This is a genomic window from Fundidesulfovibrio sp. YSD1 (assembly GCF_055397115.1).
This window is the reverse complement of sequence record NZ_AP043666.1, coordinates 234,490-248,088: the sequence shown is the minus strand read 5'-3', so window position 1 is coordinate 248,088 and position 13,599 is coordinate 234,490. Positions and strand designations below refer to the sequence as shown.

Below are 13,599 nucleotides of genomic sequence, written 5' to 3'. Positions count from 1 at the left end.
CGTCACCGCGCTTTTCTCCAGAAGCTGCACGCCCAGTCAACTGTGCGAAGCTCCTCGCGTATTCCCCTGGCCTTGCGGAAATCGTCCACGGCGGCCTGGCAGCCCGGCACGCAATTGTAGTCGTCGATGATGATGTAGCCCCCGGGAGAGACCTTGTCGTACAGCGCCTCCAGGGCGACTATGGTCGATTCGTACATGTCCCCGTCCAGGCGGGCCACGGCGATGCGCTCCACGGGCGCGCCGGGGAGTGTGTCCTGGAACCAGCCGGGAAGGAACTCGACCTGTTCGTCCAGCAGGCCGTAGCGTTCGAAATTGCGCCTGACGGACTCCTGGCTGATCTTCAGGTTTTCGTAGGTGTGGTGGACATCCCCGGCGTCCTGGGGGAATTGCTCGGGCTTGGGCTGGGGCAGGCCCTGGAAGGAGTCCGCCACCCAGACCTTCCTGCCGGAAACCCCGTGCGCCTTCAGCACGGCGCGGGCGAAGATGCACGCGCCGCCCCGCCAGACGCCGGTTTCGATGAAGTCCCCGGGGATTTCATCCTCGATGCAGCTCTCGAGGCAATGTTGCAGGTTATCGAGCCGCAGCAGGCCGACCATGGTTTCGGCGCGCTTGGGCCAATCACGGCCCTCGCGCCTGCTCTTCAGGCGTTCCTCGTAGTCGGGATCCACGACATGGTGAAACACCGTTCCGTCGTCGGGGCCCACGTGAATGTAGTCCGTGAGGGTTTTCTTCAGGAGATCCAGGTACAGGGACGCCGTTTCACACTTGTTCAGCATTGTGGTCTCCTGCGAGACGGTGATTGTTGAGGGCATGGAGCATGATGCGAGCCGTCACCCGCCGCACGAATACAGCAACCGGTCGATGCTCGGGATGTGGTCGCCGAAGCTGTGCTGAATCTCGGGGACTCGTCCTTTCCATGCGGGAGGGCCAAAAAAGGCGGTCAATTCGCCGGTAAGGTTCTCGACGAGGCCTTTTTCCCTGGCGATGCCGGGTTCGTGCGAATCGAGGTTGCACGAATAGAAATAACGCGAGTGTTTTTTGATGAAGTCGATATAACGGAATACCTGCGATCTCTTCATTTCCTGAAGCGATTGCTGGTTTATCGTGAGGTCGAAAGAGATGCCGTCGATGTTGTGTATCGCGGACTGTGGGGTCAAGTATACGTTCCCTGGGGCCATGGCGGATTGGTCGAGCCTGTGTTCGATCAAATGCACCTTGTCTTCCCCGAGCATGTTCGAAAGATAAACGAACGAGAAGAAAAGCGTTTCCTCAAGGTCGCATATGCAGTAGCTGCACTGTTTGTTGTAGGTCAGGAGGCAGCGGGCCAAGCCTCCGTAGCCTCCACCGAGCTCGAGGACGGTTTGCGGGGCATGCAACGGAAAAGGCGACTCCTGCAAGTCGACAAGTATCCCCAGGTAACGCAAGGAGTCGTGGCTGACCCGGCAGAGGGGGCCTTCGACTCCGATTCCGTATTCCGTTTCGTCGTAGACGAACCCGCCGAGCAGGCCCGAGAAGAGGTCGAACCCCGAGAGGATGAGTTGCTTGTATTCCTTCGAGGCGAAATAGTAACGCTGGTATATGTCGCTCGTGAGATGGTAGGTGTGCCGCCTGATGTATTTCAGTTCGTCGGCGTCAAGCTTGAACACATATTTGAAATAATTGCAAAAATCAGCCCAGTAGTCCGATGGCTTCAGCGAGGGGTCGGTCAGTGCGTTTCTGCTGTCTATCAGTCCGTGGAGCTTTTCCACCAATTCATTTCTCATGGCGTGTTCCGGTGGTGTCGCAGATTGTGGCGAGGTGGTGGGGAAATGTGTTGCGCTGAGTAAGGTGTTCAGGTGCCGTTCACTATTGCTTCTGGGAGCTCTCCGCAGCCACTGCGTGGACGTAAAAGGAATTTTCGGTAGAGCAATGCCTGAGATTTCCTTTGAACGTTTGCGCCCGATCACAATGCATTTTGCATGTTTCTAGCCCATGGATTGCGCCTTGTAAACCCTGGGACGGCCGCTCCGGGCCTTGCCTGACGGGTGGGGTGGATGCGGCTCCCGGGTGCGGCCGGCGATCGCCACCGCCACGGTGAACGCATCCCGATGCATGTTTCGCCGCAGGGGCGCGACTGGTGCTTCGCCTGCCTGCTGCGCGATTTCGCCCTGGGCCATTGCGGGAATGCAGCCGCGTATTTGACGGTATTGTCGTTTTTCGTCTTCCGGTGGCCTGGGATGGCAGGGCTGCCTCCGGGAGGTGGCGTGTCCGGACGTCTTGTTTCGTCAGTGAAATCGAACAGAAAATGTCGTCCTGTTGGCTTCTCCTGTTCGAAGCCGGTTGCCAGGTGTCCGATCTGGTCTGTTTTTAAAGACTTGTCCTTGATCGTTCGCTGCATTCAATTGCAACGCAGCGGCATCATCCAGGATGACTGGTGCGTCGCGCTGTGACATTGGTGCAGTGACGGCCGTCCATTTTCCCATACAAATGACGAAGGCGTATATTTCGCCTCAAAAAGTATATTCTCCATTCGTTCGAAATCACGTTTGATTTTTCACCTTCAGTTTGTGGCATGTCTGTTGCTTTTGCATGTCGCCCGCAGACTCGCGTTGCCTGGATCCGCGCCAGACACCACGTTCCCCGAATTCCTGCCCAGCCGGACCTGGATTTTCCCGCGAACGCCCTGACGTCATCCCGCACCGGGCTGGCGGCCCCCAACCGATCACAACGCACGACGAGCGTCGAATCCGCAGGTGCGGCAATCATCAGGGTGCTGGCCGCATGCGCGGCTGGCTGCCCATGAACAATACAGAGGATAGTGATTATGTGTCGAATCGCCCACGCATCGAAATGCCTTGACCGTGCCGCGCGCGCCCTCGCGCTTGCCTTGTTGGCCTCGCTCCTGTTGGCGTTTGTGCCCGCGCTGAAGGGCGGCGCTCTGGCGCAGGACAGCGCCGAGGCCCGGGAAGACGGGCCCGAAGCCATAGAGCCCAAGGACTACAAGCAGGAAGTCGTGTCCCTGGTGGAAAGGGCGCAGGCCTACATCAAGGAGAACGGCAAGGAGAAGGCTCTCGCCGCGTTCAACGACCCCGACGGGCCGTTCGTGAAAAACGGCCTGTACGTCTTCGCCTACGATTTCTACGGAGTGAACAAGGCCCTGGCCACCAACCCCGCCCTGGTCGGCAAGAACCTGATCGACATGCAGGACGCCGACGGCAAGGACATGATCAAGGACCTGATCAAGGTCGCCAAGGGCGGCGGAGGCTGGTACGACTACAAATGGGAGGGCCACGACAAGTCCTCCTACGTGGTGAAGGTGGACGACTCCCTCTGGATCGGCAGCGGCGACTACAAGAACGAAGCCGTGGCCATGGTGGAGAAGGCCCTGGCCTACATCGAGAAGAAGGGCAAGGACCGCGCCGTCGCCGAGTTCAACAACCCCAAGGGGCTCTTCGTCGATCGCGGCCTGTACATCTTCGCCTACGACTTCGGCGGGGTGAACAAGGCCCTGACCACGCATCCGAACCTGATCGGCAAGAACCTCCTCGACATGAAGGACGCCGACGGCAAGGAATTCATCAAGGACATGATCGCCGTGGTCAAGAAGGGCGGCGGCTGGTACGACTACGAGTGGGACGGCAGGCAGAAGTCGTCCTACGTGGTGAAGGTCGACGACACCCTCTGGATCGGCTGCGGCGAGTATACCGAAAGCGCCGCGCGCGTGTACTCCCTCTTCGCCATGGCGCTCATCCCCATCGCCTGGCTCATGGTCTCCCTGGGCGTCCTGAAGATGCCCGCGCACAGGGCCACCATGATCGGGCTGGCGGCCACGGCCATGCTCGCGTTCTTCGTGTTCAAGATGCCCCTGCTCTCCGTTTCCACTGCCGCGCTGGAGGGCATGGCCCTTGGGCTGTGGCCGATCATGATCGTGATCATAGCCGCCATCTTCACCTACAACATGGCTCTGCACACCAAGAGCATGGACACCATCAAGGACATGCTCGCGGGCATCACCACGGACCGGCGCATCCAGGTGCTCATCCTGGCCTGGGGCTTCGGCGGGTTCTTGGAGGCGGTGGCCGGGTACGGCACCGCCGTGGCCATCCCGGCGAGCATCCTGGCCGCGCTCGGCTGCGACCCGCTGTTCGCCGCGCTCATCTGCCTGACCGCCAACACGGTGCCCACCGCCTTCGGGGCCATCGGCATCCCGGTCTTGACCCTGGCCCAGCTGACCAACCTGGACGTGAACATCCTGAGCTACCAGATCGCGCTGCAACTGACGCTGTTCATCGTGGTCATCCCGGCGCTGCTCGTGGTGCTGACCACAAGGAGCTTCAAGGGCTTGAAGGGCGTGATGGGCATCTCCCTGGCCTCGGGCGCGGCCTTCGCCATCCCCGAACTCCTGTGCGCCAGGTTCCTGGGCGCGGAACTGCCCGCCCTGGCCGGGAGCATCTGCAGCATGGCCGTGACCATCCTCATCGCCAAGGCCTTCTACAAGGAGGAGCGCCCCGAATCGGCGGCCAAGGCTCGCATCACCTTCAGGCAGGGCTTTCTGGCCTGGCTGCCCTACATCCTGGTGCTCGTGTTCATCGTGGGCACGAGCCCGGTGGTGGAGCCGGTCTTCGCCGCGCTCTCCAAGGTGAAGACCTCGGTGACGATCTACCAGGGCAAGGACGCCGCGCCTTTCGTGTTCAAGTGGATCGCCACTCCCGGGACGCTGATCATCCTGGCCACGCTGGTGGGTGGGCTGATCCAGGGCGCGCGGATCGCGGAGATCGTCCAGGTGTTCTTCCACACCGTGAAGAAGCTCTGCATGTCCACGGTGACGGTGTTGTGCATCGTGTCCATGTCCAAGGTGATGGCCTACAGCGGCATGATCTCGGCCATAGCGGTGGTGCTGGTGAAGACCACGGGGCACTACTTCTCGTTCATCTCGCCGCTGATCGGGGCGCTCGGCACCTTCGTCACCGGCAGCGACACTTCGGCCAACGTGCTTTTCGGCAAGCTCCAGGTGGAGGTCGCCTCCAAGACCGGCATCAACCCCTACTGGCTGGCCGCCGCGAACACGGCCGGAGCCACCGGGGGCAAGATGATCTCGCCGCAGAGCATCGCGGTGGCCACGGCGGCCACGGGGCTGGTGGGGTCGGAAGGAAAGCTCCTGAACCAGACGCTCAAGTACTGCATCGTCTACGTCGCGTTCCTGGGCGTGTTCGTGTACCTGGGCAGCATCTACTTCGCGGGGCGCTGACGCGGCGTCCGTCAAGCGAATGCGCGTTCGCTTGGCGGACATGACGAGGCATAGATCGCGCGGCCCCGGGCCGGCGCGAGAATTGACGGCGCTTCCTCCCGTCGGCGGGCTTCAGGGCCCGCCCCGGGGCAGGGGGCGCCGTCTCGCGTTCAGGGGGCGCGGCGCCCGGACATGGCCCTGGCGATGATCTCCTTGAGCACGGCGATGTCCACCGGCTTGGAGATGTAGTCGTCCATCCCGGCGGCCAGGAATTTCTCCCTGTCGCCGGTCATGGCGTAGGCCGTCATGGCGATGATGGGGATTTTCGCCTTGGCCTCGTACTCCTTCGCGGTCCTGATGGTCCGCGTGGCCTCCATGCCGTCCATGATGGGCATCTGGATGTCCATGAGCACGAGGTCGAAGTCCTGCTCGGACAGGAGCTTCAACGCCTCCAATCCGTTCACGGCCCTGGTCACCCCGTAGCCGGACTTGGCGAGCAGCCGCGAGATCGCGATGGCGTTCACCAACTCGTCCTCAGCGAGCAGGATGGCGGGGGAGGCGGGGCTCGGCGGCTCGGGCCCGAGTTTCGCGCCTTCCGCCTCGGCCGGAGCGGCGGGGGGGACGGAGAAGGGAAGCGAGATGTAGAACGTCGTGCCGCTCGATTCGGTGTTGTCGATGCACAGGTCGCCGCCCATCAGGGCCACCAGGCGCCGCACGATGGAGAGGCCCAGCCCCGCGCCCTGGAAGTCGCGCCGCCGTGTGTTCACTCCCTGGACGAAGGGCTCGAAGACGACCTTCAGGAGGTCGTCGGGGATGCCGATCCCGCTGTCCTCCACGGTGAAGAGCAGCTTGCACGCAGCGCCTGCCTGGCCATTCAACAAGGATACGCCGATCAGTATGCGGCCCGCGGTGGTGAATTTCACGGCGTTTCCCACGATGTTGAACAGTATCTGGCGCAGGCGCGTTTCGTCGCCGGCGAGCATGGGGGGCACCCGCGCGTCGATGCGGAAATCGAAGTCGAGCCCCTTCTGGCTGGCCGCGTCGGCGAACAACTCCAGCACGGACTCCTTCATCTTCCTGATCTCGAAAGGGGCCTCCTGGATCATCAGCTTGCCCGCCTCGACCCTGGACAGGTCCAGGATGTCGACGAGCAGTTGCGTCATGCGGCGCGAGGATTTGATCGCCGCGAGCACGTACTCCTTCTGCTCGTCGTCGAGGGGCGTGGTCTCCAGAAGCTGGAGCATCCCGAGCACGCCCGTCATCGGCGTCCTGATCTCGTGGCTCATGTTGGCCAGGAACTCCGACTTGGCGAGGCTGGCGCTCTCCGCCTGCTCCTTGGCCTCGATCATGGCCGCCTCGAAGCGTTTGCGTTCGCTGATGTCGCGGGCGATGCTCAAAAGAAAGTCCCGGCCCTCGGACTCGAGGCAGACCATGCTCAGGCCCACCGGGAACGAGCTGCCGTCCTTGCGAAGGTGGCGCGCCTCCATGGTGGCCCGGGGCTGGCGGGAGAGCTGCCCGGCGAGCGCGGCCATGCCTTCCTTCGAGAGGTCCGGGTCGAGGTCCGTCAGGGACTTGCCCAGAAGCTCGCCGCGCGTGAAGCCGGTCTGGTGTTCCGCCTCCTGGTTCACTTCCAGCAGGCGTCCGCTCGAGTCGGTCAGGTAGATCGCGTCGCCCGCGTTCTCGAAAAGAAGCTTCAGCCTCTCGAGGGCGAGCTGCTTGTAGTTCGAGTTGATGAGCATCAGGATCGCGGCGAAGATGATCAGGCAAAGCAATGTGATGACGCTGGTGGTGAACCAGGGGGGGATGGTGCCCAAGAGCTCGTTCGCCTGGATCGCCGAGATGACGCTCAAGGGGGTTTCCCCGACCCTGGCGCGCACGACGATGTAGAGCCCGGCGACATCCGGGGTCCGCGCGATGCCCGGGGGGAAGGGCACCTTGGCGAAGTCCGCCGCCGGAGCGAGGCCGGGGCTGAGCGGTCCCAGGTCGAAGCGGTCCCCGCCGTACAGGTAGGCGACGGGCCCCTTGGGGGCGGCGATGCACAGGACGCGGTGGTTGTGCAGTTGAGGCGCGTTGACCAGCGGCGTGAGCAGCGAGGCGAAATCCAGGACGGCCACCAGGTGCCCGGCCTGCCGGTTGTTTACGAGCACCGGGTGGCGCAGGATGATCCTGGCCGGCTCGGCGGAGAAATCAACCTGGATGAACCCCGGCTGGCCGTCGTCTCCGGTGAAGCGTTCCAGCCCGGACGGGCCGGGCGCGGTTCCCTGGTTGCCGCCGCCCCGGGCGGGGATGTCCGCGATGATGTTCCCGTCCATGTCGAACAGCGTCAGCCGCGAATAGATCAAAACGTTGCCGATCCGGCGGTCCTGGATCAACCGCGAGAATTCGTCGTCGATGCCCATCCTGCTGGCGAGCAGGCCGTAGGCCACGGACATGCCCAGGGCCTCGTTCTCGAAGTAGGTCAGCACCTGCCTGCTGTCGGACAGGTTCTTGATGTCGTTTACGCGCTCGTAGAGAAAGTAATCGATCAACGAGGCTATCTTGCGGGCGTCGTCCTTGAACTCTTCTTGTGCGTTGCGATTGCGCTCGGTATTTGACGTGTGATTGAGCCATATCAGGATGGCGATCATCACGACCAGCAGGACAACCGACCCCGATACGAGAGAGTTGTCCCGGATCGCCTTCAGCGCGGCGGACATCCTGGTGCGCATTTCTTTCACTCGAACGCTCCATCACTCGGCGGGCAGCCGTTATTTGCTGAAGAATTCCGGAAAGTAGATGTACACCAGAGGATAGTATTTCTTCACGAGCCTGTCGTATTCCCCCGACTTTTTCAGGTCCGCGAAAAAGGTGTTGAATGCTTCGAGCAGCTTCTTCTGGTCTTTCGCAAAGCCGACGGCCATGTCCTGCATTTCGCTCATAGGGCCGATGACCTTGATTTTTCCGGGGTACTTCTGCAAGGCCACCAGGGCGTCCGGGACGTCGAGCAGGGTGGTTTCCGCTTCGCCCATGATCACCGCCGGGGCCAGGTCGTTGGGGCTTCCGGGGAAGATCTTGGGCTTCGCCCCGGTCTGCTCGAGGTTGTAGAGCGCGGGGTCGAGGCAGCCGCCCGTCTTGCAGAGCACGCGGACGTCCTTGAGCTTAGCCCGGGTCAGGGCGATGTCCTGGTTGATGTCGCCGGTGGGTTTGATGGGGGTGATGTTCGAGTCCGGCCTGGCTATCAGCCAGACCTGCGTGGGAAAGGTGGGGACGGAGAAATCGACGATGTTGTGCCGCCACGGCAGTATGGTCAACCCGTTGGCGATGACGTCTCCCTTGCTTTGCGTCTTTCCGGTTATCTTGAAGTCGTTCCCCTTCAACTCGAACGTGACCCCCGTGAGGTCGGTCAGCACGTCGTCCCAGTTGGTTGGCACGTATTCGTATTTCACGCCCAGACGCTTGGCGAACAACTGCATGAGCTCCACGTCGAGCCCGTCGCCGAGGCCCGTCACGAAGTTCGCGTAGGCTACGCCAAGATGGCGCAACGTACCGGTGCGTTTAACCATGTCAAGGTCGTTTGGGGCGGCGAGGGCTGTCCCGCACAGGAAGATGAAGCAGAGCAAGAGGAGCAGTGCCGGTTTTGCGCCAGGAAGGCTGGTTCTCATGGGTGGGCTCCTGTGATCGGCCGTTGGTTCTTCCGGCGGGGAAAGCAGGCGTCATGCCGGGCTTGGGGTTGAATGCGTCGTTCTTGTCCTCCTGGCCGGTCCGCCATGTCGGGCGGTCCGGCCGAACTGTTTTTCCTGTCTGGCGATTCAGTCCGGGCCTGACTGGGCAGGTGTATTTCTACGTTTTAATTATATATCAGTCTTTTCATTTTAAAAATCAAGGGGGAATTGGTCCGGGTATTCTACCCTGGTCGTCGGAAAGATGGGCAGTGGCTGCCAGTAAAACAGGGAGTAAACCTCTACTGCCTGCACAAGCCTTCGTTCAGCACGCATGGGCTGGGAGAATGGTCCGGTTGAACAGACCGGCCCGGGCGAACTTCCCATGGGCCAAGTGAGGGGGATGGGACCGGAAGGGGATGGATGGGAGCGCAAAACCGGGCGAAAACGCCCAAACGAAATCAGGGACCTAGGCCGTTGCCTAAGTCCCTGTTTTCGTTGGTGCGCCCGACAGGATTTGAACCTGTGGCCTACGGATTCGTAGTCCGGCGCTCTATCCGCTGAGCTACGGGCGCGTCGTCGAGAAGAGGGTGTTTAAAGACTTGGCCCCTTTCCGTCAAGCAATCTTTTCGACTTTTTTACAGCTCGATGAACTCCGCATCCTTCGCTCCTCGTAAAAGCAAGAGCTGGAGCGGCCTGAAGCGGATCACCTCCATGTCCGGCCCGGTGAAAAAATCTTTCAGGTGGCCGAACTTCGCGCCCAGGAGATCGAGGACCTTCCTTTTCGAGGCCTCGCCGGGGAGCGGGTCGAGCACGCCGAGCACGGTCAGCGCCCGGACGGAGTTCCGCGACCCGGCCGTGTCCCTGTCGTCCACCAGCAGGGCCGCGCGCGGATTCGCCGTCAGGTTGGCCCACTTGCGCGAGTTTGCAGGCGTGGCCATATGGATGTATCGCAGGCCCGGCTCCGCCGAGTAGGCCATGAGCGACGCGTGCGGCTCGCCTCCGGGCGAACTCGTGGACAGCACGCACAGGTCCCGCTCCAGGACGAAGCGGGCGATGTGTTCGGGGACGGCTTGCATGGGGGGCCTCCTCGCTTGAAAAGAAACAGGAACCTCAACGACTAGCTGAACATATGCGAAGCCTGCAAGACAAGCTCGAAGAGACCCGCGAATTCCTGCGCTCCCTGGCCGCAGGGAGGGACACGGCGGGCATGGCCGTGGCCTGGACCGGCGGCAAGGACTCCACCGTTGTGCTCGCCCTCTGGCGCGAGATCGCCGGAGGCCCGGCCAGGACCATCAACCTGGACACCGGGCACAAGTTCCCGGAGATCCTGTCCTTCCGGGACAGGATCGCCCGGGAGTGGGGCGTGGACCTCGCCATTGCCCGCCCGGACCCGGCGGACGTCCCGGCCGAAATCGCCTTGGACAAGCTGGCCTGCTGCGGCGCGCTCAAGGTGCGCCCGCTCAGGCGCGCCGTGGCCGAGGCCGGGGTCGCGGTCCTTTTCACGGGCATCCGCGCGGACGAGAACCCCTCGCGCACGGACCTTGCCCTCCTCGATGAGCGCGAGGGCTACGTCCAGGCCAACCCGATCCTCCATTGGACCGAGATGGACGTCTGGGCCTACACCTCCATGGCCGGGCTGCCGTACTGCGAACTCTACGACCAGGGCTACCGGTCGCTGGGCTGCGTGCCGTGCACGTCCCGGGCGGGCTTCGCCCAGGCCGAGCGCGCGGGCCGCGACCAGGAGAAGGAGGCCCGCATGGCCGAACTTCGCGCCCTGGGCTATTTCTGAACGTTCACGGGCCGTTGCGGGCCTGCACGTAGGGGCCGCTCCGGAAGCGGGAAACGGCCTTGTTTCGATTGGCTTTGGCGTCGAAATCCGCTACTTTCCTGCCTCCCATGAGCCACGCACAGACTGCATCGCCCATCATCCGGCACAAGACGCGGGTCATCCGCCTGGGCAACCTGCTTCTCGGCGGGGACAACCCCATCCGCGTCCAGTCCATGACCAACACCGACACCCGCGACGTGGCCGCGTCCACGGCCCAGGTGCTGGCCCTGGCCGAGGCCGGTTGCGAGATCATCCGCCTGGCCGTTCCCGACGAGGAGGCCGCCCGGGCGCTGAAGGAGATCAAGGCCGCCTCGCCCATCCCGGTCATCGCGGACATCCACTTCGACTACCGCCTGGCCCTGGCCTCGCTGGAGGCCGGGGTGGACGGGCTGCGCATCAACCCGGGCAACATCGGCGGGCACGAAAAGGTCCAGGCCGTTGTCCGCGCCGCCAGGGAGCGGGGCGCGCCCATCCGCATCGGGGTCAACTCGGGCTCGGTGGAGAAGAATCTCCTGGAGAAGTTCGGCGGCCCCACCCCCGAGGCCATGGTGGAGAGCGCGCTGGGGCACGTGCGCCTGCTGGAGGACGAAAGCTTCGACCAGATCAAGATTTCGCTCAAGTCCTCCTCGGTGCCCGCCACCATCGCGGCCTATTCCCTGCTGGCGAAAAAGGTGGACTACCCGCTGCACGTGGGCATCACCGAGGCGGGCACGCCGCTTCGCGGCGCGGCCAAGTCCGGCGTGGGGCTGGGCATCCTCTTCTGGCTGGGCCTCGGGGACACGCTTCGGGTGTCGCTCACTGGCGACCCGTTGAACGAGATGGACGCCGCCTGGGAGATCCTGCGCTGCCTGGGCATCCGCTCGCGCGGCCCGGAGATGATCTCCTGCCCCACGTGCGGGCGCACGGAGATCGACCTGGCGGGCATGGCCGAGGCCGTGGAGAAGAAGCTCCGCCACGTGAAGGCCCCGATCAAGGTCGCCGTGATGGGCTGCGTGGTCAACGGTCCGGGCGAGGCCCGCGAGGCCGACATCGGGCTGGCCGGAGGCCGCGACTGCGCGGTGATCTTTCGCAAGGGCGAGGTGGTGCGCAAGGTGCGCGGAGAAGCCTCGGTCCTTGCCGAATTCATGAAGGAACTCGATCAGATCATACAGGAGTTTGAAGACAGATGCGCCTAAGCCGCTACTACGCCCCGACCCTCAAGGAAGACCCGGCCGACGCCGAGGTGGTCAGCCACAAGCTCATGCTGCGCGCGGGGATGATCCGCAAGCTCACCTCGGGCATCTACACGTTCCTTCCCCTGGGGCTCAAGTCCCTGAACAAGGCCGCGCGCATAACGCGCGAGGAGATGGACCGCGCCGGGGCGCTGGAGATCCTCATGCCGGGCGTGCAGCCCGCCGACCTCTGGCAGGAGACGGGCCGCTGGGAGTTCTACGGCAAGGAGCTCCTGCGCTTCAAGGACCGCCACGACCGCGACTACTGCCTCGGGCCCACGCACGAGGAGGTCGTCACGGACCTGATCCGCCACGAGGTGCGCTCCTACCGCCAGCTGCCGCTGAACCTCTACCAGGTGCAGACCAAGTTCCGCGACGAGATCCGGCCCCGCTTCGGGCTGATGCGCGGCCGCGAGTTCGTGATGAAGGACGCCTACTCCTTCGACAAGGACGAGGAGGGGGCCCTGGCCAGCTACAAGGCCATGTACGACGCCTACTGCCGCATCTTCACCCGCCTGGGCCTGCGCTTCAGGGCCGTGGAGGCCGACACGGGCTCCATCGGCGGAAACTATTCGCATGAGTTCATGGTCCTGGCCAGCACCGGCGAGGACACGATCGCCGCCTGCCCGGCCTGCGAGTACGGGGCCAACCTGGAGAAGGCCGAGGCCGTGGCCGTTGTGGGCAAGAAGCCGGTCAACTTCCCCGAGCGCACCCTGGTCTCCACCCCGGGCAGGCACACCGTGGAGGAAGTGGCGGAGTTCCTCAAGATTCCGGCCAGCAAGGTGGTCAAGACGCTCCTCTACGACGTGGACGGCCAGCCCGTGGCCGCCCTGGTGCGCGGCGACCGCGAACTCAACGAGGTGAAGCTGAAAAACGCCCTGAACGCCCAGGACGTCTCCCTGGCCACCCCGGAGCAGGTCGTGCAGTGGACCAAGGCCCCCGTGGGCTTCGCCGGGCCCGTGGGCTTGAGTGCCGACGTGGTCAAGACCATCCTGGCCGACCGCGAGCTGGCCATGGACTCCGACTACGTGGTCGGGGCCAACAAGGCCGACGCGCACTACATGCACGTGGACCTGGACGACGACGTGCTGCTGACCAACTACGTGGACCTGCGCTCCGTCACCGAGGGCGACCCCTGCCCCAAGTGCGCCACGCCCCTGACCCTGACCAAGGGCATCGAGGTGGGCCACGTGTTCAAGCTGGGCTACAAGTATTCCGAGGCCATGCACGCCGCCATCCTGGACGAGCAGGGCAAGGAGCGCCTGGTGTACATGGGCTGCTACGGCATCGGCGTGTCGCGCGTGGTGGCGGCCTGCATCGAGCAGAACCACGACGGGTTCGGCATCAAGTTCCCGCCCGCCCTGGCTCCCTTCGAGGTTGCCGTGGTCTGCCTGGACACCAAGGGCGAGCCCATGGCCAAGGCCGAGGAGATCTACGCCTGGCTGAACGGGCAGGGCATCGAGGCGGTGCTTGACGACCGAGACGAGCGCCCGGGCGTGAAGTTCAAGGACATCGACCTCATGGGCTTCCCCATGCAGGTGGTCGTGGGCGGCAAGGGCCTGGCGCGCGGCGTGCTGGAGGTCAAGGATCGCCGCACGGGCGAGAAGTCCGAGCTGCCCGTCGAGGGCTTCGCCGAGGCCTTCTCGGCCTGGCGCGCGGGCGTTCTGGCGGGGTGGGAGGCCAGGTGAACCCTCCGGGCCGGATCGCCGCCGA

9 protein-coding genes and 1 tRNA gene are annotated in these 13,599 nt (G+C 63.7%); 4 read left to right on the top strand and 6 right to left on the bottom strand.

Annotated elements, in window-relative coordinates; genetic code table 11:
* Positions 1–2: 2 nt before the first annotated feature.
* Both ACZ5V4_RS01230 and ACZ5V4_RS01225 read right to left on the bottom strand, forming a co-directional pair.
* Positions 3–776, bottom strand: coding sequence for a TylF/MycF family methyltransferase (locus tag ACZ5V4_RS01230; protein WP_464316361.1), 774 nt, complete (start codon positions 774–776; stop codon positions 3–5).
* Positions 777–830: 54 nt separating this feature from the next.
* Positions 831–1,763, bottom strand: coding sequence for a putative sugar O-methyltransferase (locus ACZ5V4_RS01225; protein WP_464316360.1), 933 nt, complete (start codon positions 1,761–1,763; stop codon positions 831–833).
* 1,130 nt (positions 1,764–2,893) lie between these two features.
* On the opposite strand from ACZ5V4_RS01225, the gene ACZ5V4_RS01220 reads away from it, so the two are divergent.
* A complete protein-coding gene (locus ACZ5V4_RS01220) occupies positions 2,894–5,227 on the top strand; it encodes a lactate permease LctP family transporter (protein ID WP_464316359.1) in 2,334 nt (777 codons plus the stop codon).
* A 149-nt stretch (positions 5,228–5,376) separates the two neighbouring features.
* Here ACZ5V4_RS01220 and ACZ5V4_RS01215 read toward each other — a convergent pair whose 3' ends face one another.
* The 4 genes from ACZ5V4_RS01215 to ACZ5V4_RS01200 all read right to left on the bottom strand — a co-directional run bounded on the left by ACZ5V4_RS01215 (position 5,377) and on the right by ACZ5V4_RS01200 (position 9,923).
* The gene (locus tag ACZ5V4_RS01215; protein ID WP_464317855.1) at positions 5,377–7,914 is read right to left on the bottom strand and encodes an ATP-binding protein; all 2,538 of its coding nucleotides are present in this window, start codon (positions 7,912–7,914) and stop codon (positions 5,377–5,379) included.
* Positions 7,915–7,953: 39 nt separating this feature from the next.
* Positions 7,954–8,748 (bottom strand): transporter substrate-binding domain-containing protein, encoded by a 795-nt coding sequence (locus tag ACZ5V4_RS01210; protein WP_464316358.1) that lies wholly within the window; start codon positions 8,746–8,748, stop codon positions 7,954–7,956.
* A 595-nt stretch (positions 8,749–9,343) separates the two neighbouring features.
* Positions 9,344–9,419: transfer RNA gene (locus ACZ5V4_RS01205), tRNA-Arg, on the bottom strand.
* Between the two features lie 63 nt (positions 9,420–9,482).
* A complete protein-coding gene (locus ACZ5V4_RS01200) occupies positions 9,483–9,923 on the bottom strand; it encodes a pyridoxamine 5'-phosphate oxidase family protein (RefSeq protein ID WP_464316357.1) in 441 nt (146 codons plus the stop codon).
* A gap of 53 nt (positions 9,924–9,976) precedes the next feature.
* Between ACZ5V4_RS01200 and ACZ5V4_RS01195 the strand changes: the two genes are divergently transcribed.
* From ACZ5V4_RS01195 to ACZ5V4_RS01185, 3 genes are all read left to right on the top strand, one after another.
* A complete protein-coding gene (locus ACZ5V4_RS01195) occupies positions 9,977–10,636 on the top strand; it encodes a phosphoadenosine phosphosulfate reductase family protein (RefSeq protein ID WP_464316356.1) in 660 nt (219 codons plus the stop codon).
* 107 nt (positions 10,637–10,743) lie between these two features.
* Entirely contained in the window at positions 10,744–11,850 is a 1,107-nt protein-coding gene (ispG, locus tag ACZ5V4_RS01190; protein ID WP_464316355.1) for a flavodoxin-dependent (E)-4-hydroxy-3-methylbut-2-enyl-diphosphate synthase, read from the top strand.
* Positions 11,841–13,574 (top strand): proline--tRNA ligase, encoded by a 1,734-nt coding sequence (locus ACZ5V4_RS01185; protein ID WP_464316354.1) that lies wholly within the window; start codon positions 11,841–11,843, stop codon positions 13,572–13,574. The genes ispG and ACZ5V4_RS01185 overlap by 10 nt, the downstream gene beginning before the upstream one ends.
* Positions 13,575–13,599 lie beyond the last annotated feature (25 nt).